The organism is Sphingomonas sp. AC449, assembly GCF_979253475.1.
Genome location: NZ_CEEDCZ010000001.1, coordinates 389,907 through 410,433 on the forward strand (window position 1 = coordinate 389,907; position 20,527 = coordinate 410,433).

Below are 20,527 nucleotides of genomic sequence, written 5' to 3' on the forward strand. Positions count from 1 at the left end.
GCCCGAGTCAATGCGGCGAGCCGGTTTCCTTATCGCCGCGCCTGTGTCTAACACGGGGCATGAACGCTGCCCTCGTCACGATCGCCGCCGCCGCGCCCGCAATTGCGATGCTCGGGATGTTCGCCTGCCTGGTCGGCGGAGTCGTGCTCATCGTCAAGAAACGCGACCGCACCAAGGGCGTGCTGATGCTGGTGATGGCGGCCGTGCTGCTTGCCAATGTGGCGATCTGGACGCTCTAACGCCCCACCTGCGCTGGCGAGAACGCGCCGCACGTCGCGCGGTGGACGGGGGCGTCCGCGGAACCGGTCCGCCTGACGCCCCTCGTCTAAACGTCGGCAGCGTTCACCTGATCGGCGAGTTGGGGTCGAGACGCATGTCGAGATACTTGTCCACGCTGCCCATCAGCTGCGGCATTTCATGCTCGAAGAAGTGGTTCGCCTTCGGGATCGTGTCGTGATGGATCGTGATGTGCTTCTGCGTACGCAGCTTGTCGACGAGCTTCTGCGTGGCGCCCGGTGTCGCGACCTCGTCGCCTTCGCCCTGGATGATGATCCCGCTCGACGGGCACGGGGCAAGGAACGTGAAGTCATACAGATTGGCCGGCGGTGCGATCGAGATGAAGCCGCGAATCTCGGGGCGGCGCATCAGCAACTGCATGCCGATCCACGCGCCGAAGCTCACGCCTGCGATCCATGTCGTCTGCGCCTCGGGATGGAAGCTCTGCACCCAGTCGAGCGCGCTTGCCGCATCGGACAGTTCGCCGACGCCGTTGTCGAACACGCCCTGACTCTTTCCGACGCCACGGAAATTGAACCGCAGCGTCGCGAAGCCGCGGCGCTGGAAGGTCTTGTAGAGCTGTTGCACGATCGCGTTGTTCATCGTGCCGCCAGCCGAGGGATGCGGGTGGAGGATCATCGCGACGGGCGCGCGCGGACGCGGCCCCGGAGCAAATCGACCTTCGAGACGGCCTTCGGGGCCGGGAAAAATGACTTCTGGCATGAGCACTCGCGAGCTGGAATACGCACTCGGGTGGAGTGCCGGGCTATGCGCGCTATATAGGCCACACGCCTCTTTTCGCAATTGGAACCGATCCTGTCCCGCATCTACCTCGATCATGCCGCGACCACGCCGATGCGCCCCGAGGCGACCGCGGCGGTGATTGAGGGGATGACGCGCTGGGCAAATGCGTCGTCGCCGCACGCCGAGGGGCGCGCGGCACGCGCAGCGCTTGAGGATGCGCGCAGGCGAATCGCAGCCGCGCTGGGCTGGCCGCACCATGTGATCCTGACGAGCGGCGCGAGTGAATCCGCGGCGATCGCGCTGCGCGGGCGAACCGGCATCGGGCTGGCGGCGATCGAGCATGATGCGGTCCTGCGCGTCGCCGAGCAGCCGGTCCTGCTCGGGGTCGATAGGGGCGGGCGCGTCGTCGCACAGGATTCGTCCCCGGCCGCGATCGCGCTCCAGTCCGCCAACAGCGAGACGGGTGTCGTGCAGCCCCATGTCGCGGGGTTCCGGATCGCCGACTGTTCGCAGACCGCGGGCAAGCTGCCGCTGCCCGATGCCGATATCGTCATCGTGTCCGCGCACAAGCTGGGCGGACCACCGGGGATCGGCGCATTGCTGGTGCGCGATGTGGGGACGATCGAACCGACGGGCGGTCAGGAGCGCGGCTATCGCGGCGGGACCGAGAACCTGCCCGGCGCGCTGGGCTTTGCCGCCGCGCTCGAGGCACCGCGCGACTGGGTCGCCGGGATGGAGCAGCTTCGCGCCGATCTCGATGCCGCGATCATTGCCGCGGGCGGCGAGGTTGTCGCGCCGGGCTCGCCGCGGATCGCGACGATCGCCGCCTACCGGATGCCGGGTGTCAGTTCGGCGGCGCAGTTGATCCGGCTCGACATGGCCGGGTTTGCGGTGTCGGCGGGCAGCGCGTGTTCGTCAGGGAGCATGCGGCCAAGCCATGTCCTCGCAGCGATGGGCTATACGCCAGACGTCGCCGCGGAGATCGTCCGCGTCAGCTTCGGCTGGACCACCACGCCGGATGACGTCGCGCGCTTCGCCAGGGCGTGGGCGGCAATCGCCCGCGACGTGGTGCGCGCCGCATGACCTATCTCGATTACCAGGCGACCACGCCGCTCGCGCCCGAAGCACTCGCCGCGATGCTGCCCTGGCTCGAATCGCAGCATGCCAATCCGCATTCGGCCCACCGCGAGGGCCGCCGTGCGCGCGCGGCCGTCGAGACGGCTCGCGACCAGATCGCGGCGTTGCTGCCATCGGGTGGCCGGGTCGCGTTCACCAGCGGCGCGACCGAGGCGCTCAACTGGGCGATCAAGGGCAGCACCGGCGCGATCGTCACGCTGTCGAGCGAACACGCCGCCGTGCTCGACACCGTCGCTACGGTGGGCACCGGGCCGGGAGCGCGCGACGTGAGCGTGCTTCCGGTCGGTGCCGACGGCCGGATCGACCCCGACGTCGCACGCGAGGCCATCCGTCCCGGGCTGGTCGCCGCGATGCTGGTCAACAACGAGATCGGCGTGATCCAGCCGATCGCCGCGCTTGCCGACGCCGCGCACGATGCGGGCGCGTTGCTGCTGTGCGATGCGGTGCAGGGCTATGGTCGGGTCGCGATCCCCGACGGGGTCGATCTCGTCGCAATCTCCGCGCACAAGATCCATGGGCCCAAAGGCATTGGCGCGCTCTGGATCCGCGACGGCGTCGCTCTCGCGCCGCTGTTGCATGGCGGCGGCCAGGAAGCGCCGGGGCGTTCGGGGACGCTATCCCCCGCATTGTGCGCGGGGTTCGGCATGGCGGCGCGGCTGATGGTCGATCGTCGCGACGCCGATGCCGCGCATGCCGAGCGGCTCTGGACGCTGGCGGTCGAGAGACTCGGGCCGGGATGGATGATCAACGGTGCGACGGGCGGCGGCGCGGTCGCGAACCGCTATCACGGGAACCTCAACGTCCGTCGAGACGGGCTCGACGTGAACCGGCTGATGTCCGACCTGCGCGACATCGCATTCTCGGCAGGATCGGCCTGCGCCAGCGGTTCGGGGCGGTCGAGCCATGTCCTGCGTGCGATCGGGCTGAGCGAGACGCAGGCGCGATCGAGCATCAGGCTGGGCTTCGGGCGCTATACCGGCGAGGCGGAACTGCGCGACGCGGTCGATGCGATTGCCGCCGCAGCCCGGACGCAATGGCCATGAACGTCCGCTTCGTCGCTCGCGACGGGACCATCCGTACCGTCGTCGCCGTCCCGGGTGACCGCTTGCTCGATGCGGCGCAGGCCGATGGCCAGCCGCTCGAGGGGACGTGCGAGGGCCAGCTCGCCTGCGCCACCTGTCACGTGATCGTCGATCCCGACGATTTCGCGCGGCTGCCCCCGGCGAGCGAGGACGAGGAGGACATGCTCGACCTCGCCCCCGGCGCGACGCGGACCAGCCGGCTCGCCTGCCAGATCCGGCTCGACGAGGCGCTCGACGGGCTGACCGTGCAGATCCCCTGACGGCACTGGCCAGGGTTGAACCGCGAACCTTACAAATCCGCAACACGCGGTTCAGGGAGTGTCCAGCGCGCCAAGATGATTATGCCTCCATCGCCCCAGTGTACGGGGCCTTACCTTCGGGCATGAGAGGAGTATCATCATGAAAATATTAGCCCTTTTCGCTGCCGGCGCGCTGGCGGCCGGAACGCTGGTCACCCCGGCGCCTGCAGACGCGCAGCGTCACGGATGGGACGGGCCGCGCGGTGGTCATGGTCATGGCGGTCGCGGCTGGCATGGGCCGCGTCATCGCTATGACGGGTATCGCGGCGGGTATCGGGGGTATCGCGGCGGCTATCATGGGCCGCGCGGCGGGTATCGCCGTCGTTATGGCTATGGCGGTCCGCGCGGTTACGGGCGCTCGCGCGTCGTCTGTCGGATCCAGCGCGGCTATTACGGGCCGGTGCGTCGCTGCTTCCGTCGCTGATACGGAACCGTAACGAACGGCAGCGAGTTGTGCGCATAGGTCAGGATCGCTCACGTTTCCGGCCGATCAGGAGACTCTCATGAAGTTGCTTACACTCGCCGCCGCCGGTCTTGTCGCGTTCACCGGGTTCGCGCCTGCTGCCATGATGGCGCAGGCCTCGGCGCAACGGACGGTCGTTCATGAGCGTACCGTCGTTCGTCACAACGATAGCCGTCCGGGCGTTCGTCATCGCACGCGGACGCGTCAGGTCTGCCGCAATGTCGTGCGCAATCATCACCGCCAGCGCGTCTGCCGCACGGTCCGCGTCAGCCGCTGAACGACCCGGCAGCCCGGTGATCACAGCAAACGCTTGATCATCCCGCCCGACCCCGCCATATGCGCCGCGGGAGTCGGGCGGACGGGGTCGTCGCCAACTTGGTCAGGTCCGGAAGGAAGCAGCCACAACGATTTCGCTCCGGGTCGTCCCGGCTCCCACCGCGAATGCCGCACGGCGCCCTGAGCCTGGCAAACCGCCTTCCCGACCGTGAGGGAACAGAAAGGGTTCGCTAGCCCTTCGACAGCGCGACCCAAACCTCCTATATCGAGCGCAATGTCAGATCCCTTCGACCTGGGCGAACCCCCGCAGCCGGCCGCCAAGGCGGATGTCGCCTACCGCGTGCTCGCGCGCAAATACCGTCCTCAGACCTTTTCCGAACTGATCGGGCAGGATGCGATGGTGCAGACGCTCGGCAACGCGATCAAGCGCGACCGGCTGGCGCATGCGTTCCTGATGACCGGCGTGCGCGGGGTCGGCAAGACGTCGACCGCGCGGCTGATCGCCAAGGCGCTCAACTGCATCGGTCCCGACGGGCAGGGCGGCCCGACGATCGACCCGTGCGGCGTGTGCGAGCCCTGCCGCGCGATCGCCGAGGGACGCCATATCGACGTGATCGAGATGGACGCCGCGAGCCACACGGGCGTCGACGACGTGCGCGAGATCATCGACGCGTCGCGCTATTCGGCGGTCACCGCGCGGTTCAAGATCTACATCATCGACGAAGTCCACATGCTGTCGAAGAACGCGTTCAACGCGCTTCTGAAGACGCTGGAAGAGCCGCCGGCGCATGTGAAATTCCTGTTCGCGACGACCGAGGTCAACAAGGTACCCGTGACGGTGCTGTCGCGCTGCCAGCGGTTCGACCTCAGGCGGATCTCGGCGGAACAGCTTGCAAAGCATTTCGACTGGGTATCGCGCGAGGAAGGCGTCGTCGCCGAGCCCGAGGCGCTGATGTTGATCGCGCGCGCGGCGGAGGGGTCGGCGCGCGACGGTCTTTCGATCCTCGACCAGGCGATCGCGCATGGGAGTCTCGACGGCGCGGGCGTGACCGCGGATGCGGTACGGCAGATGCTCGGCCTGTCGGATCGCGGCGCGGTGCGCGACCTGCTGACGCTGGTTCTTGCGGGGGATGGCGCGGCGGCGCTCGCCTCGATGCGGCGGCAATATGACTATGGCGTCGATCCGCTGTCGGTGTTGCGCTCGCTGCTCGAGACCGTCCACGGTATCACGCTGACCAAGGTCGGGACGCCGATCGACGCGGCGCAACCCGCCGAGGAACGTGCCGCGCGCGAGGACTGGGCGGCGAGCCTGTCCTATCCCGCGTTGCACCGACTTTGGCAGCTGTTCCTGAAGGGACATGACGAGGTCGCCAAGGCGGCGCTGCCGATCGAGGCGGCGGAAATGGCGCTTCTGCGTGCGATCTATGCGTCGACGCTGCCCGATCCCGGCGAGCTCGCGCGGCAGATCGCGAATGGCGGGCCCGTCGCGACCGCAGCGCCGGCTGCGCCGCCACCGGCGCCTGCGGGGGCGGGCGAAGCGCCGCCGTGGAATGCCGCTGCGGTGACACCTGCTCCCGAGCCCGTCGCAACCGGCCCGATCCTGCCGCCGACGTTCGAGGCATTGGTCGACCTGCTCGACGAATCGGGTGGCCTCGCGATCGCGGCGCGATTGCGGCACGGCGCGCGGATCGTCGGCTATGCACCCCCCGAGATCACGCTCAGCGGCAGCCGGCCGATATCGGCGGACACGCTTGCCGAGCTCAACACGCTGTTGAAGACGGTGACGCGGACCGCGTGGAAGGTGTCGATCGTCGATGCACCCGGCGCGCCGACGTTGCGTGAAGCGCAGGACGCAGCGGACGACGCGGTGCGCCAAGCCATTCTCGAATCCCCCATCATGAAGGCCGCGGTGGCAGCGTTTCCGGACGCCAAGCTCGAATCGTGGCCGGGTCAAAGGAGCAACGCATGAAGAATATCGATGAAATCCTCGCCATGGCGCAGAACGTCCAGAGTGAGCTGGAAAAGGCGCAGGCCAATCTCGACACGATCGAGGTCGAAGGCGCATCCGGTGGCGGCCTCGTCAAGGTCAAGGCGTCGGCCAAGGGCCGGATCATCGGCATCGCGATCGACGATTCGCTGATTCAGGTAAGCGAGAAGCAGATGCTCGAAGATCTGCTGACCGCGGCGTTCAACGACGCGCGTGCCAAGGCCGACGCGGTCTCCGGAACCGAGATGTCGAAGATGACCAGCGGTCTGCAGCTGCCGCCAGGTTTCAAGCTGCCGTTCTGATCGCCTAGCCTATTACTGAAATTGTCCCGGCGGCTGTCCCTATCGGAGGCAGCCGTCGAGACCTTCGCTGCGGACGGTCGAAACGCGGCGTGACAGCGTGTTGCCGTGTTTGCGGACGAACCCGCGGGGGGCGATTGCCGCGCGCTTCTTGGGGAGCGGGAGGACGGCGGCGATCCGGCCCGCCTCGGTTGGCGACAGCCGCGATGCGTCGTGATTGAAATAACGGATCGCGCCGGCATTGGCGCCATAGGTACCGATCCCGGTCTCGGCGATGTTCAGATACACCTCCATGATCCGCCGCTTCGGCCACATCGCCTCGATCAGGACGGTGAAATAGGCCTCGAACGCCTTGCGGACATAGCCGCCGCCCTGGAACAGGAATGCGTTCTTCGCGGTCTGCTGGCTGATCGTCGAGCCACCGCGGATCCGCCCACCCCGCGCGTTGCGCGCGGCGGCGCCGGCGATTGCCTTGAAATCGAAGCCGTTGTGCGAACAGAAGCGTGAGTCTTCACCTGCAATGGCTGCGCGTGCCATGTCGGGATCCATTTCCGACAGCGGCATCCAGTCCTTCGTGACGGTATGCCCCGAAAGGACATCACCCATCATCGTGAAGGTGAAGGGCGGGGGGACGAAACGATAGAGGCCGACCCAGGCGACCGTCACGACGACGAAGACGAACGCGAATTTGGCGAGGATGCGAAGAAAGCCCATCGGCGCGTCTTATGCGATCGTCGCGTCGTCGCCAATGATCGCGCGTGCCGCCGCGACGCCGGTTTCATACGCACCGTGCGCGGTCGAGAAATCGTGGGAATGGCAGGCTTCACCCGCGAAGAAGATCCGGCCGTCGACCGGTGTGGCTAACACTGCGCGCTGGCCTGCGCGACCGATCCGCGCGTGACTGTAGCTGCCGCCGATCCAGCGTTCGTGGCGCCAGCGGGTCGTGGCGAGGGGGTGAACGCGACGCCGAAAATCGCTGCCGAGCAGGCCAACGAGTTCGTCGATCGCGAACGCCGCGGCGTCGCCGTCTTCGAGCATCTCGGCACAATCGCCGCCGAGGAAGCTTTCGACGATCGGCCAGCCGAACGGCGAAAGACGGTGGCTCGCGGTACAGGCCGCATAGGCATTGCCGACGAGATGCGCGTTTGCCGGCCATTCGGGGCGATCGACATGGAGAAACACCTTGTCGGCGAGGCCGAGCGGCAGGTCGGCGGCGGCGGCGTGCTTGTCGGGTAGCGGCGGGTCGAACACGATCCGCGACGTGGCGAGCACGGTGGTCGGGACGCAGACGATGACCCGGTCCGCTTCGATTCGCCCGGTTGGCGTATCGAGGCTGAGGCAGCGACCGTTGTGATCGATGCGCGTTACCGGCGTGTCGAGGTGGGTCGGGAGATCAGCGCCGTGGCTGACGACGAGCGTGCCGTAGCCCTGCTTCACGGTCCAGTTGTCGTCGGACGCGGCATTTTCATACGCTGCCCAATCATGCAGCGAGACCTTGGACAGGTTGGCGCCGTTGGCGTATCCCGAAATCGCGTCGATCTTCGCGCGCCATGGGTCATCAGCGCTGATGAAATCCGACAGCGGCCGGTCGGGGCCGTCAAGGGCGGCAAGCGCGCGTTCGTTCCAGGCGAGGTAAGCCTTGGCGGATGCACGTTGATCCTCGGGCGGGAAACCCAGATCGCGCCATTGGCTGCGCCAGTTCGCGTCGGAACGGTCGACGGTGAACCCCGACGCTTCTGCGATGCGCGTCCACGGATTGCGCTGCGCCGAGTGGAGCCAGCCACAGCCCGCATCGACGGTGTAGGGTGCGGACCCGGGGTGCGCGGGTGGAGCAGTGCTCCGGCCTGAAACCGAGGGACCTAGCGAAAGGCTGCGCGCACGACCTCCGAGCCGGTCGCTTGCCTCCAGCAGCAGAACTTCGTGTCCCGCATCGTGGAGCGTCCGTGCGGCAGCGATGCCAGCCGCACCGCCGCCAACGACGACGGTGCGTATCACGTCACGCTGCCAGAAGGCGCTTTTCACCGGCGATACGCATCATCGCCTTTTGCAGTTTTTCGAAGGCACGGACTTCGATCTGGCGGACACGCTCGCGCGATACGCCATACACCTGCGACAGCTCCTCGAGCGTCTTCGGATCGTCGGTGAGGCGGCGTTCGGTCAGGATATGCTGTTCACGGTCGTTGAGGTCGTCCATCGCGGAGACCAGCATCGAGTGACGGACATCCGCTTCCTGCGCGTCGGCGACGATCTTGTCCTGCAGCGGTGCATCGTCCTGCAGCCAATCCTGCCACTGGCCGTCGCCGTCCTCGCGCATCGGCACGTTGAGCGAGGTATCGCCCCCCATCGCCATGCGGCGGTTCATGCTCACGACGTCGGTTTCCGCGACACCGAGATCGGTCGCGATCTTGGTGACGTGTTCGGGACGCAGATCGCCGTCCTCGAATGCGTCGAGGCGGCTCTTCATCCGGCGCAGGTTGAAGAACAGCTTCTTCTGAGCGGCGGTGGTGCCCATCTTCACGAGCGACCAGCTGCGCAGGATATATTCCTGGATCGACGCGCGGATCCACCACATCGCATAGGTCGCGAGGCGGAAGCCACGCTCCGGCTCGAACTTCTTCACACCCTGCATCAGGCCGATATTGCCCTCGGAGATCAGCTCCGACGTCGGCAGGCCGTAGCCGCGATACCCCATCGCGATCTTCGCAACGAGACGCAGATGCGAGGTGACCAACTGCGCTGCAGCATCGGTATCGCCATGCTCCTGGAAGCGCTTGGCGAGCATATATTCCTGCTCGGGCTGCAGGATCGGAAATTTCTTGATCTCGGCGAGATAGCGATTGAGCCCCGCTTCGCTGCCGAGCGCGGGAATGGTCGCTGGAACGTTGGAGCGGGCTGCCATTTTCGTCTTCCCTTTCTACGAGCCTATACCGCACTGCGGCAGGCCCACTATCTATACGTGAAGCTGACTGAACAGTTCCTGCATGTCCGCAGGCATCCTGCTTTCAAACGCCAAAGCGGTATTATTCACCGGATGGATGAACCCGAGATAGGCCGCGTGCAAGGCCTGGCGCCGGAAACCGAGCGTTTCGATCACTGTCTTGTGAGTGGACTTTACCTTAGCGTAAACAGGGTCGCCGAGCAAGGCGTGGCCGATCGACGCCATATGGACGCGGACCTGATGTGTGCGTCCGGTCTCCAGCCGGCATTCGACGAGCGCGGCATCGCGCAGCGGCTGCAGCGTCGTGAAGTGGGTTACCGCGCGCTTGCCGCCCTGGACGATCGCGATCTTCTTGCGGTTCTGCGGGCTACGCGCGAGCGGTGCGTCGATCGTCCCCGCGGCGGGCCGCGGGGTCCCGCCGACGATCGCGCGATAGCGTCGATCGATGCTGTGGTCGTGGAACTGTCGTGCCAGGCCCTCATGCGCGCGATCGGTCTTCGCCGCAACCATCAGTCCCGAGGTATCCTTGTCGATGCGGTGGACGATGCCCGGCCGCGCAACGCCGCCGATCCCCGACAGATTGCCCGCACAGTGATGCAGCAGCGCGTTGACGAGCGTACCGTCGAAATTGCCAGCCGCGGGGTGGACGACCAGTCCCGCCTGCTTGTCGATCACGATGAGATCGTCGTCCTCATAGGCGATGACCAGCGGGATCGCCTGCGCCTCGTTGTGGAGCGGCGTGGGGGCGGGGACGGCGATCGCGAAGAGCTGACCGGCGGCGGCTTTCTTCGATGTCTCGCGCCACGGCTGCCCGTCATGCGATACCGCACCCGCAGCGATCAGCGTCTTGAGCCGCTCGCGAGACAGCGTCGGGACCGCATCGGCGAGCGCGCGGTCAAGCCGCCAGCCATGAGCCGTGTCCGCGATGCGCGCTTCAATCGTGGAAACCCCCCGGTCCATGCGGTAGCGATGTGGCGATGAGCGTAACGATTTCAAGCAGCATGCTGCAGCAATTGCTTCGTCATGCCGGCGCGTCACCCGATGCGGAGGTCTGTGGACTGCTGTTCGGCGCACGCGACAGGATCGACGCGGTCGAGCCATGCGCAAACGTCGCCGCTGATCCGGCGCGCACGTTCGAGATAGCCCCGAAGGCGCTGATCGCGGCGCACCGGCGGTCACGTGCGGGCGGTCCGGCAGTCGTGGGTCACTATCATTCGCACCCCTCGGGCTTGGCGATCCCCTCCGCCCGCGATGCCGCGCAGGCGATGGGGGACGGCGCCGTCTGGGTCATTATAGGCGGTGGATCGGCGCGTGCGTGGCGGTCGGACGAGCCGGGGTGCTTCGTCGAGGTCGATATCGTCATGAAGTGACCCGGACATGCGTGGGATCGACCGGGTTATCGGCCTTGCCAGCTTCGGCCATGCGCGCCAGAACAGCGTGATATCACGAGGGGATTTCGATGACTGTCAGCCCGGTCGACTTTGCCAGCCTGCTGTGTTCGCGACTGTGCCACGACCTGTTGTCGCCGATCGGGGCGTTGAACAACGGGCTCGAGCTGCTGGCGGACGAAACCGATCCCGCGATGCGCGCGCGGTGCATGGAATTGCTCGCGGACAGCGCGCGGGTATCGGCAAGCAAGCTGAAATTCTTCCGTCTGGCCTTCGGGGCCGCGGGCGGGTTTGGCGAAGAGGTCGCCACGCGCGAGGCGCGTGCGGCGATCGAGGGGCTGATCGGCGAGAACAAGCGGATCGAGCTGGACTGGGTCGTCGAGGTGCCGACGATGCCGAAGGCGGCGATCAAGGTCCTGCTCAACCTCGTGCTGATCGCAAGCGAGTCGCTGGTGCGCGGTGGGCGCATGGAGATCGGCGGCGAGGACAATGCCGGCCATCTCGAGATCGTGGTCAAGGTCGAGGGCGCGCGGCTCGTGCTCGACCCGGAGATCCGCCGCACGCTGATCGAAGGGCAGGGTAGCGACGAGGTCACGCCGCGCGCCGCCGCCGCCTATATGGTGCATGCGCTCGTCACCGAATCGGGGGGCAGCATGCAGGTATTCGAGCCCGACGAAGGCGTCATGATCTTCGGCGCGGTGTTCAACGCCCGCTAGGTGAGGGGCGTGCGGTCCGGCGCCGGAGCGGCACGAAGCTAACGGCGCCTTAACCCCTGTACGGCATGACGGTCCCGACAACGCGTTTCGGGGCCCGCATGGACGATCTGCTACAAGACTTCATTGCAGAGACGCGCGAGACGCTCGAGGCGCTTTCGGGCGAGATCGTGGCGTGGGAAGCCGCGCCCGACGACCGCGCGAGGCTCGATGCGATCTTCCGGTTCGTGCACACCGTCAAGGGAAGCTGCGGCTTTCTCGACCTGCCGCGGCTGGGACGGCTCAGCCATGCGGCGGAAGACGTGCTCATGGCGGTCCGCGAGGGCAAGCGCGTTCCCGATACCGCGCTGGTCGACGCGGTGCTGGCGATCGTCGATCGGATCGGCGACCTCGTCGAGGCGATCGACGGCGGGATGGCGCTCGACGATTCGAGCGAGGACCTGCTGATTGCCGCGCTGGCGCCCGACGCCGCCCCCGCGACGCATTCCGCGCATGTCGCGGTCCGCACCGCGAGTCGGAGCGTGCGGCTCAACGTCGATCTGCTCGACCGGATGATGAGCGGCATGTCGGACATGGTGCTGGCGCGCAACGAGCTGGCACGACGCCTGCGCGATACCGAGGGGGACCCGCATGTCGAGGCGGCACTCGAGCGGCTGTCGCTGACGGTCGCGGACATGCGCGACACGGTGACGCGGACGCGCATGCAGAAGATCGAGGCGCTCTTCTCGGCGTTGCCACGCATGGTCCGTGACACCGCGGCCGAGCTCGGCAAGACGGTCAGCCTGACGATCGAGGGATCGGACGTCGAACTCGACCGCGAGATGATAGAGCTGATCCGCGATCCGCTCGCGCACATCATCCGCAACTCGGTCGATCACGGGATCGAAATGCCGGCGGATCGGTTGGCCGCGGGCAAACCGGCCAGCGGGCGGCTGTTGGTGTCTGCACGGCAGGCGGGGAACCAGATTCTCGTCGAGATCGAAGACGACGGGCGCGGTATCGACGTCGAGCGCATCGTCGCAAAGGCGCGCGAACACAGGCTGCGGACCGATGCGCAGATCGCCGCGATGGACGATGCGGCAAGGCTCGACTTGATCTTCGAGGCCGGATTGTCCAGCCGCGACGCGGTCACCGCGATATCGGGTCGCGGGGTCGGCATGGACGTGGTGCGCGCGAACATCGAGCAGACCGGCGGCCGGATCGCGCTGACCAACCAGCCGGGCAAGGGGCTGCGGATCGTCATCCACGTTCCCCTGACGCTGTCGATCCTGTCGACGATCATCGTCGGCGTCGGCACGCAGCGGTTCGCGCTGGCGCGCCAGTCGATCGAGGAGATCGTCAAGGTACGCGGCGACCAGGTGCGGATCGATGCGATCGGCGATGCGGTCGCCGTGTCGGTGCGTGGCCGTCGGATGCCGCTGGTGTCGCTTGGCGCGCTGTTCGGGCTCGGCATCGGCGACCCGTCAACGCTGGTGATCGTGTCGACGCGCGAAGGCGATTATGCGCTGGGCGTCGACGACGTGCTCGATACCGAGGAACTCGTCGTCAAGCCGGCGTCGCCGCAGGTCATGGCGACGGGAGTCTATGCGGGGCAGACGCTGCCCGACAGTGGGCTGCCGATGCTGCTGCTCGACGGGGCGGGGATCGCGGCGGCAGCCGGATTGCGGTTCGCGCCCATCACGATTGCGGACACAGTCGATGCGGAGGATGTCGCGCCGGGGATTGCGGCGCTGCTGTTCGAGGATCTTGACGGCCACCGCCGGGTCCTTGCGCTGGCCGTGATCGACCGGGTCGAGCCGGTTCCGACCGCGTCGATCTGCTGGAGCGCGGGTGCGATGCGGCTGGCGGTCGGCGAGGCGATCATTCCGCTGCATATGGTCGGCGATCTGGCCGACCGGACCGAGGTCGCGGTCCTGCGGCTGACCGACGGCGACAGCGAGATGGCCTATGCGATTGCCGAGGCGATCGAGATCGTGACGCTGCCGGCCCACATCGCGCCGGCGCGCGGGACCGGGCCGATCGCGGGTGTCGTGATGATCGCGGGCGAACAGGTCGAGGTCGTCGACCCCTATGCGCTGTTCGCGAGCGAGCCCGTGCGACACGCGTCGCGGCCGGTATGCCTGCTGCACAGCGACGGCAGCGGGTGGATGGAAACCTTCCTCACGCCCGCGCTCGAGGCTTCGGGCTATCGCTGCGTGACCAGGCTCGGCGTCGACGAGACGGCGGCGATCGTGCTGGCGATGGACGATGCAACGATCGAGCCGCGCGTCGCGCCGGTCGTCACGCTGCGGCGCAATCGTACCGGTGCGGGCGCCGACGACGGCAGCATCTATCGCTATGACCGGCCCGCGCTGATCGAGGAGATCGCGCGACGGATGATGGCGGACCCGGTGGTGCCGCCGGTGCGCATGGCATGGCCAACCACGACCGCGATCGGGGGACGGGGCTGATGGAACTGTTCCTTATCGCGCATATCGCGGGGCGCGGCGTCGCGATTCCTGCCGACCAGGTCGCATCGGTCGTCGATATCGGCGACGTCGTCGCGGTCCCGCTCGCCGAGCCGTCGGTGCGCGGGCTCGCCGCCTTGCGCAGCCGGGTGGTGACGGTGATCGACACCGGCACGGCGCTCGGTCTCGCGCCGACGCCCGCCGCGGCACGACGCGCGGTCATCACGCAGGTCGATGGCCATCATTACGCGATCCTGGTCGATTCGCTCGAGGACGTCGCGCCGTTCGAACGCCTGCCATTGTCGTCCGGGCTCGCGCTCAACCATGGCTGGGCAAGTGCCGCGACCGGGCTCGTCGAACGGGATGGCGAGCCGTTGCTGGTGCTCGACCTGGCGACGATCCTGCCGGTGTCCGCGTTGCAATCCGCTGCCTGACGACCCGGCGCCTTAACCCTGTCCTTACGCTTTGCCGGCTAAGACTGGCGTCACGATCACCCCTGGAAGGCTTTCCATGAAGACCTGTCTTGTCGTCGATGATTCTAAGGTGATCCGCAAGGTCGCACGCCATATCCTCGAGACGCTCAACTTTACCGTCAGCGAGGCCTGTGACGGTCGCGAGGCGCTCGAAGCGTGCATGGCGTCCGTGCCCGACGTCATCCTGCTCGACTGGAACATGCCCGTGATGAGCGGGATGGATTTCCTGCGCGCATTGCGGCTGAGCGACCTGAGCCATCGGCCGAAGGTGGTGTTCTGCACGACGGAGAACGGCATGGCGTATATCCGCGCCGCGATCGAGGCGGGCGCCGACGAATATGTGATGAAGCCCTTCGATCGCGATACGCTCGAATCCAAACTGCAAATCGTCGGCATGGCCTGATCGGGGAGGCGACGCCGTGGCCGTTTCGCTGCCCTTCACGCCTGTGCTCAAGGCGCCGGTGGACCGGGCGTCGCGAGTCCTGATCGTCGATGACTCGGTCGTGGCCCGCGCGGTGATGGCGCGGCTGGTCGACGCGAGCGAACAGTTTTCCGTGGTCGGTGCCGTCGCCAATGCCGCGGCCGCGCTGCAGTTCCTCAGCGGCGCGAGCGTGGATTTCATCCTGCTCGATATCGAGATGCCCGGCGTCGACGGCCTCACCGCCTTGCCCGACCTGATCGAGGCGGGCGCCGGGGCTAAGGTCGTGATCGTCTCGTCGTCCGCGACCGAGGGCGGCGTCGCCGCGGTCCAGGCGCTCGCGCTGGGCGCAGCCGAAACGCTGGTCAAGCCCGGCGCAACGGGGATGTCGGGACGGTTCGCCAGCGCACTGGTCGAGACGCTCGAACGCTTGTCCGAAACGATTGCCGACACACCCTCGCCGCTGTCGCTGCGACCGGCAAGCCGGTCGGGCATCAGCCCCCGCCTCGCGACGAGCATAAATGAGCCAACCGAGCGCCCCGGATCGTCGGACGATTATGACATCATCGCGATCGGTGCGTCGACGGGCGGGATCCACGCGCTCAGCGCACTGCTGCGCGCGTTACCGGTATCGTTCCGCCTGCCGATCCTGATCACCCAGCATCTGCCCGCATCGTTCATGCCCTATTTTGCGGCGCAGCTGGCGGTACTGTCGGGGCGGCCATGCGACGTGGCGACGGATCGCCTGCGCATCCGTCCCGGGCGGTTGATCGTCGCCCCCGGCGACGCGCATCTGCGGTGCGTCACGCTGCCCGGCAGCGGCGCGGCGATCCGGCTGCTGCACGAGCCGGTTGCGAATGGATGCCTGCCTTCGGTGGATCCGATGCTGCGATCGGTCGCAGAGGTGTTTGGCTCGCGCGCGCTCGCGATCATGCTGAGCGGCATGGGGCGCGACGGGGCGGAGGGGGCGCAGCATGTTCGCGATGCGGGCGGCTGTATCCTCGCGCAGGACCAGGCGAGCTCGGTGGTCTGGGGCATGCCGGGTGCCGTGGTCGCTGCGGGACTCGCCGACGCCGTCCTTGCGCCCGATGCGATCGGCCGCCTCGTCGCGATGCGGCGTCGGCCATGATGTCCGGACCACCCGCCAGCCGATCCGAGGCAAGCCCCGTGTCGCAGATTGCGACCAACGTCCTCACCGCGCTGCTCGAAGCGCGTACCGGCCAGCAGATCTCGGCCTATCGCTCATGGCGGCTCGACACCGCGCTGAAGCCGTTGCTGCGCGATCGCAAGCTCGACACGCTCGACCAGCTCGTCACGCAACTGCTCGAGGGCAGCGACCGGGTGATCGGCGACCGCATCGTCGATGCGCTGCTCAACCAGGAGACCTCGTTCTACCGCGATGCGCTGGTGTTCGAATCGCTCGTCGAGGCGATCGCCGACGCGGAGGCCAAGGGGCGCGCCGTCCGTATCTGGAGCGCGGGCTGCGCGACGGGTCAGGAGCCGCTGTCGTTGGCGATGCTGTTCGCCGAACGTCACGAGCAGACCGGCGCGCCGATACCCGAGATCGTCGCGACCGATGTCTCCGCAGCGGCGATCGCGCGCGCGCGTGCCGGGCGGTTCACGCAGTTCGAGATCCAGCGCGGCCTGCCGATCCGGCGGATGATGCGGTGGTTCGACGGCGATGGCAGCGACTGGGTCGCCAAACCGGAGTTGGTCAAGATGGTGACGTTCCGGCGCCTCAACCTCGTCGCCGATCCGGCGCCGTCGGGGCAGTTCGATGTCGTGCTGTGCCGCAACGTCCTGTTGTACCTTGCGGCCGATACGAAACGGCAGGTGTTCGCGACGATCGCGCGGGCGTTGCGTCCGGGCGGGCTGCTCGTCATGGGGGCGGGCGAGACGGTGATCGGCCAGACCTCCGCGTTCGAGCCGAGCAAGCGCTTTCGCGGGTTCTACGAGACGCCGCCCCCCGGGTCGACCACGCTGACCGCCGGTCGCGCCGCCGCCTGAGCCGGACCAGTGCCAGCATCGCCTGGCTCGCATCCGATGGTGGCGGATGGCTTTTCCGCTATTACGCCGGCGATCGGTTGACGCTATTGCCGACGCAAGCGGGCTGCATGCTGCCCGCTTGCCATGGCTGGAGGGGAAGCTCGCTTGACGATCATCGAGACGCCGTCACCGAATTTCGACGACCGCACGCTGCCTATCAGCATGATCGTGCTGCACTATACCGGAATGCAGGACGGCCCGTCGGCGATCGCCCGGTTGCGCGATCCCGACGCCAAGGTCTCGTCGCATTATCTGATCGACGAGGACGGCACCGTGTTGCGGATGGTGGCCGAGGACAAGCGCGCCTGGCATGCGGGGCGCTCGCACTGGCGCGACATCGACGACGTGAATTCGGCGAGCATCGGCATCGAGATCGTCAATCCCGGGCATGAATTCGGCTATCGCCCGTTTCCCGCCGAGCAGATCGCTGCGTTGCTCCCGCTCGTCGCGGCGATCAAGGACCGGCACGAGATCACACGCGGCAACATCGTCGGCCATTCGGACATCGCGCCGACGCGCAAGCGCGACCCCGGCGAGCTGTTCCCGTGGCATGAACTCGCGCGCCGCCGCCTCGCCTTGCCGCGGCCGACGAAGAACCTGATGGATCCGGGCTGGACCGAGGCGGGCTTCTGCCTGGCGCTCGAACGCTTCGGCTATGATGTCGAAAACCGGATGGCGGCGATCATGGCGTTCCAGCGGCGTTTCCGCCCCGAACTGGTCGATGGCGAGATCGATGCCGAATGCCGCTGCATCCTGCTCGCTTTGCTGCTTCCCAAACCGATGGGTGACGATTAGGGATCGTCGCGCCAGAGGGTCGGGCGGCCGCGGGGGTGTTGTATTGGCATCCGCGAGGAAAGTCCGGGCTCCGCGAAACGACGGTGCCGGGTAACGCCCGGCGGGGGCGACCCTAGGGACAGTGCCACAGAGAGCAGACGGCCAACCCTCGGCGCAAGCCGGGGCGGTCAGAGTGAAAGGGTGCGGTAAGAGCGCACCGCGCGCCTGGTAACAGGGGCGGCACGGCAAACCCCACCGGGAGCAAGATCGAATAGGGGTGGCGCATGGGCTTCGTTTCAGCTCGTCACCCGGGTTGATTGCTTGAGGCGACGGGCAACCGTCGTCCTAGAGGAATGGTCGCCTAACTTCCGTATCGAAGGATCGGGAATGGACAGAACCCGGCTTACAGACCCTCTGGCACCGTTTCCCGCATTGCCCCGGCCAGCGGCGTGGGGCAGGGCCGCCGTCGCGCGGTCGGAGCGACGGCGGCGCCGTTAGACGAGGACCTTGGCCGGACGGCCGATCTCGTCGAGCACCGTGTCCGACGCGATCTCCATCAGCGGTTTGATATGGCCGTCGCGCATGTCGTAGACCCATCCGTGAAGCGCGAGTTCCTGGCCGCTGGCGAACGCGTCCTGCACGGTCTTGGTCCGCGCGAGGCGAACCAGCTGGTCGCGCACGTTGACCTCGACGAAACGGTTCACCTTGGCCTCCGCGTCGGGCTGCGCGTCGATTTCGTCGCGGTGATCATCGAGCACCTGACGCGCGGTATCGAGCCACTCGTTGACCGGGCCTTCCGTCCCGCCGTGAAACGCGCCCTTGATACCGCCGCAGCCATGATGACCGCAGACGATCACATGCTTCACCTTCAGCACGTCGACCGCATATTGCAGCACCGACATCAGGTTCAGGTCGTGTTCGTTCACGAGATTGGCGATGTTGCGGTGGATGAACATCCCGCCCGGCTGGGTCATCGTCATCTGTTCGGGGCTGACGCGACTGTCCGAGCAGCCGATCCAGAGAAACTCGGGCCGCTGGCCGAGCGTCTGCCGGCTGAAGAATTCGGGGTTCTCGTCCGTGAGCTCGGCGACCCATGCCTTGTTGGCGAGCAGGAGCTGTTTGTAGCGTCTCATGTGTAAAGAACCTCGCTCGATGGCGCGTTGATCAGCGCGGCGCGCTTGCCGGCGATGTCCCCGCGCAAGCTGACCGTGATGCCGCGATAGACCGCGCCTTTGATGAACGCGTTGATGATGTCGATATTGTCGAGATCGACATAGCTGGTCGAGGACAGATCGATCAGCACCTGCGTGTTGTCGGGCACGCGGTCGAGCGACTTCTGCAGTTCATATTTGTGGATGAAGTACAGGTTGCGGCGCGCGCGGACGAGGCAGTCGTCGCCATCGCAGGCGAAGGTGATGGCCGTACGGAAGTTCCGCGCGATCACGAACACGAAGCCGACGACGATGCCGATGATGATGCCCTCGAGCAGGTCGGTGAACAGGATCGCGACGACGGTGACGACGAACGGAATGAACTGCGTCCACCCCTGCTTGTAGCGCTCGATGAAGAGCTTCGGCTTGGTCAGCTTGTAGCCCGTCGCGATCAGCACCGCAGCCAGCGCCGACAACGGGATGAGGTTGAGCACGGCGGGGATCAACGCCACGCTGATCAACAGCCAGAAGCCATGGAGCATCGTCGACAGCTTGCTCTCGGCCTTCGCGTCGACATTGGCCGACGACCGGACGATCACCGATGTGACGGGAAGCCCGCCGATCATGCCGGAGATGATGTTGCCGCCGCCCTGCGCCAACAACTCCCAGTTCTTGTCGGTCGAGCGACGCCGCGGGTCGATCTCGTCGACGGCCTTGACGCTCAGCAGCGACTCGAGGCTGGCGACGATCGCGAGCGTGATCGCGGTGGTCCAGACGATGCCGAGGCCGATCCCGGAGAAGTCGGGCAGCGTGAAGAGCGACGGAAATTCGGAAAGCCGCTGCGTGATGGGGACCTGCACGAGATGCGTGGCCTGCAATTGCCACTCGGGCTTGAGTGCGCCGAGGAGCACGTTGCCGATCACGCCGATCAGCACGACGACGAGCGGGCCCGGGACGAACCGCAGTGGCCCGGTCTTGGGCTTCGCGCCGTCCCACCAGAACAGGAAGGCGAGGCTGATCCCGGCGATCAGGATCGCGCCGGGGGTGGTGCTGGCCGACAGGCTGTCGAGAATGCGCGTGAAGGTGTTCGCGCCGTTGGCGGTGCTGAATTCGAAGATCCCCTCCGCCTCGCGGTCAAAGCCGACGGCATGCGGGATCTGCTTGAGGATGAGGATCAGGCCGATCGCCGCCAGCATGCCGGTAATCACCGACGAGGGGACGAATTCGCTGAGGATCCCGGCGCGGGTCAGCGAGAAGGCGAGCTGGAGCACACCGGCGAGCACGACCGCGAGCAGGAACATCTGATAGCTCGGCATGCTCTCGATCGCGGCGAGCACGATCACCGTCAGGCCCGCCGCGGGGCCGCTGACCGAAAGCGGCGATTTCGAGAAGAGGCCGACGGCGATACCGCCGACGATCCCCGAGATGAGCCCTGCGAACAAGGGTGCGCCTGACGCAAGCGCAACGCCGAGGCATAGCGGCAATGCGACGAGCGCGACGACGATCGAGGCCGGAAGATCTGCCCGCCAGGTCGTTAGCTTCGGGATGAGTGACGTCACCGGTGTTCCAGTCGCTATGGTGTCAGCCGGGATGCGACCGGAATGGACGCTTCATCC

At 66.9% G+C, this 20,527-nt stretch carries 23 protein-coding genes and 2 other RNA genes; 18 read left to right on the forward strand and 7 right to left on the reverse strand.

From position 1 onward, the window contains the following. The first annotated feature begins 59 nt into the window (after nt 1-59). Nucleotides 60-239, forward strand: coding sequence for a hypothetical protein (locus tag AC0CH3_RS01910; RefSeq protein WP_056015713.1), 180 nt, complete (start codon nt 60-62; stop codon nt 237-239). Between the two features lie 103 nt (nt 240-342). Here the strand turns inward: AC0CH3_RS01910 and AC0CH3_RS01915 are convergent, their stop codons facing one another. Continuing rightward, nucleotides 343-999, reverse strand: a complete 657-nt coding sequence (locus AC0CH3_RS01915) for an alpha/beta hydrolase (protein ID WP_056015710.1) — start codon at nt 997-999, stop codon at nt 343-345. A 90-nt stretch (nt 1,000-1,089) separates the two neighbouring features. On the opposite strand from AC0CH3_RS01915, the gene AC0CH3_RS01920 reads away from it, so the two are divergent. From AC0CH3_RS01920 to AC0CH3_RS01955, 8 genes are all read left to right on the forward strand, one after another. Next, on the forward strand, nt 1,090-2,103 hold the full coding sequence (locus AC0CH3_RS01920) for a cysteine desulfurase family protein (protein WP_354302087.1): 1,014 nt from the start codon (nt 1,090-1,092) through the stop codon (nt 2,101-2,103). Then, complete coding sequence (locus tag AC0CH3_RS01925) at nt 2,100-3,200, forward strand: cysteine desulfurase family protein (RefSeq protein WP_354301647.1); 1,101 nt, start codon at nt 2,100-2,102, stop codon at nt 3,198-3,200. The genes AC0CH3_RS01920 and AC0CH3_RS01925 overlap by 4 nt, the downstream gene beginning before the upstream one ends. Further along, nucleotides 3,197-3,499, forward strand: coding sequence for a 2Fe-2S iron-sulfur cluster-binding protein (locus AC0CH3_RS01930; RefSeq protein ID WP_443019264.1), 303 nt, complete (start codon nt 3,197-3,199; stop codon nt 3,497-3,499). The genes AC0CH3_RS01925 and AC0CH3_RS01930 overlap by 4 nt, the downstream gene beginning before the upstream one ends. A gap of 139 nt (nt 3,500-3,638) precedes the next feature. Next, on the forward strand, nt 3,639-3,962 hold the full coding sequence (locus AC0CH3_RS01935) for a hypothetical protein (protein ID WP_354301649.1): 324 nt from the start codon (nt 3,639-3,641) through the stop codon (nt 3,960-3,962). Nucleotides 3,963-4,041: 79 nt separating this feature from the next. Beyond that, complete coding sequence (locus AC0CH3_RS01940) at nt 4,042-4,278, forward strand: hypothetical protein (RefSeq protein ID WP_056015704.1); 237 nt, start codon at nt 4,042-4,044, stop codon at nt 4,276-4,278. A 67-nt stretch (nt 4,279-4,345) separates the two neighbouring features. Then, nucleotides 4,346-4,439, forward strand: an RNA gene (gene ffs, locus AC0CH3_RS01945) — signal recognition particle sRNA small type. A gap of 112 nt (nt 4,440-4,551) precedes the next feature. Further along, complete coding sequence (locus AC0CH3_RS01950; RefSeq protein ID WP_465237512.1) at nt 4,552-6,246, forward strand: DNA polymerase III subunit gamma/tau; 1,695 nt, start codon at nt 4,552-4,554, stop codon at nt 6,244-6,246. After that, a complete protein-coding gene (locus tag AC0CH3_RS01955; protein WP_055878059.1) occupies nt 6,243-6,566 on the forward strand; it encodes a YbaB/EbfC family nucleoid-associated protein in 324 nt (107 codons plus the stop codon). Before AC0CH3_RS01950 ends, AC0CH3_RS01955 begins: the two co-directional genes overlap by 4 nt. A gap of 39 nt (nt 6,567-6,605) precedes the next feature. Here AC0CH3_RS01955 and mtgA read toward each other — a convergent pair whose 3' ends face one another. From mtgA to AC0CH3_RS01975, 4 genes are read right to left on the reverse strand one after another with little or no spacing between them, the layout of a single operon-like run. Then, a complete protein-coding gene (gene mtgA / locus AC0CH3_RS01960; protein WP_333994158.1) occupies nt 6,606-7,277 on the reverse strand; it encodes a monofunctional biosynthetic peptidoglycan transglycosylase in 672 nt (223 codons plus the stop codon). A gap of 9 nt (nt 7,278-7,286) precedes the next feature. After that, nucleotides 7,287-8,585: a flavin monoamine oxidase family protein gene (locus tag AC0CH3_RS01965; RefSeq protein WP_354301654.1), complete on the reverse strand. Its 1,299-nt coding sequence runs from the start codon at nt 8,583-8,585 to the stop codon at nt 7,287-7,289. Further along, nucleotides 8,560-9,462 (reverse strand): RNA polymerase sigma factor RpoH, encoded by a 903-nt coding sequence (rpoH, locus tag AC0CH3_RS01970; protein ID WP_056015692.1) that lies wholly within the window; start codon nt 9,460-9,462, stop codon nt 8,560-8,562. Before rpoH ends, AC0CH3_RS01965 begins: the two co-directional genes overlap by 26 nt. A gap of 51 nt (nt 9,463-9,513) precedes the next feature. Further along, complete coding sequence (locus AC0CH3_RS01975) at nt 9,514-10,461, reverse strand: RluA family pseudouridine synthase (RefSeq protein ID WP_354301656.1); 948 nt, start codon at nt 10,459-10,461, stop codon at nt 9,514-9,516. Between the two features lie 17 nt (nt 10,462-10,478). Here AC0CH3_RS01975 and AC0CH3_RS01980 point away from each other — a divergent pair, with 17 nt between their 5' ends. The 9 genes from AC0CH3_RS01980 (at nt 10,479) to rnpB (ending at nt 18,182) form a co-directional block, all read left to right on the forward strand. After that, nucleotides 10,479-10,871, forward strand: a complete 393-nt coding sequence (locus AC0CH3_RS01980; protein ID WP_354301658.1) for a M67 family metallopeptidase — start codon at nt 10,479-10,481, stop codon at nt 10,869-10,871. An 89-nt stretch (nt 10,872-10,960) separates the two neighbouring features. Beyond that, nucleotides 10,961-11,605 (forward strand): histidine phosphotransferase family protein, encoded by a 645-nt coding sequence (locus tag AC0CH3_RS01985; protein ID WP_333994151.1) that lies wholly within the window; start codon nt 10,961-10,963, stop codon nt 11,603-11,605. 98 nt (nt 11,606-11,703) lie between these two features. Further along, entirely contained in the window at nt 11,704-14,052 is a 2,349-nt protein-coding gene (locus AC0CH3_RS01990) for a chemotaxis protein CheA (protein WP_354301660.1), read from the forward strand. Continuing rightward, a complete protein-coding gene (locus AC0CH3_RS01995) occupies nt 14,052-14,483 on the forward strand; it encodes a chemotaxis protein CheW (protein WP_354301662.1) in 432 nt (143 codons plus the stop codon). The genes AC0CH3_RS01990 and AC0CH3_RS01995 overlap by 1 nt, the downstream gene beginning before the upstream one ends. Before the next feature lie 76 nt (nt 14,484-14,559). Beyond that, nucleotides 14,560-14,925, forward strand: a complete 366-nt coding sequence (locus AC0CH3_RS02000; RefSeq protein ID WP_056015683.1) for a response regulator — start codon at nt 14,560-14,562, stop codon at nt 14,923-14,925. 16 nt (nt 14,926-14,941) lie between these two features. Then, on the forward strand, nt 14,942-16,069 hold the full coding sequence (gene cheB, locus AC0CH3_RS02005; protein WP_354301664.1) for a chemotaxis-specific protein-glutamate methyltransferase CheB: 1,128 nt from the start codon (nt 14,942-14,944) through the stop codon (nt 16,067-16,069). After that, nucleotides 16,069-16,947: a CheR family methyltransferase gene (locus AC0CH3_RS02010; RefSeq protein WP_354302089.1), complete on the forward strand. Its 879-nt coding sequence runs from the start codon at nt 16,069-16,071 to the stop codon at nt 16,945-16,947. Before cheB ends, AC0CH3_RS02010 begins: the two co-directional genes overlap by 1 nt. 123 nt (nt 16,948-17,070) lie before the next feature. Then, nucleotides 17,071-17,781, forward strand: a complete 711-nt coding sequence (locus AC0CH3_RS02015; protein ID WP_056015681.1) for an N-acetylmuramoyl-L-alanine amidase — start codon at nt 17,071-17,073, stop codon at nt 17,779-17,781. A gap of 11 nt (nt 17,782-17,792) precedes the next feature. Further along, nucleotides 17,793-18,182, forward strand: an RNA gene (gene rnpB / locus AC0CH3_RS02020) — RNase P RNA component class A. A 72-nt stretch (nt 18,183-18,254) separates the two neighbouring features. Here rnpB and AC0CH3_RS02025 read toward each other — a convergent pair. Further along, nucleotides 18,255-18,893 carry a carbonic anhydrase gene (locus AC0CH3_RS02025; RefSeq protein WP_056015678.1) on the reverse strand — a complete coding sequence of 213 codons (639 nt, stop codon included), beginning with the start codon at nt 18,891-18,893 and terminating at the stop codon, nt 18,255-18,257. Further along, entirely contained in the window at nt 18,890-20,470 is a 1,581-nt protein-coding gene (locus AC0CH3_RS02030; protein ID WP_354301667.1) for a SulP family inorganic anion transporter, read from the reverse strand. The genes AC0CH3_RS02025 and AC0CH3_RS02030 overlap by 4 nt, the downstream gene beginning before the upstream one ends. Between the last annotated feature and the right edge of the window lie 57 nt (nt 20,471-20,527).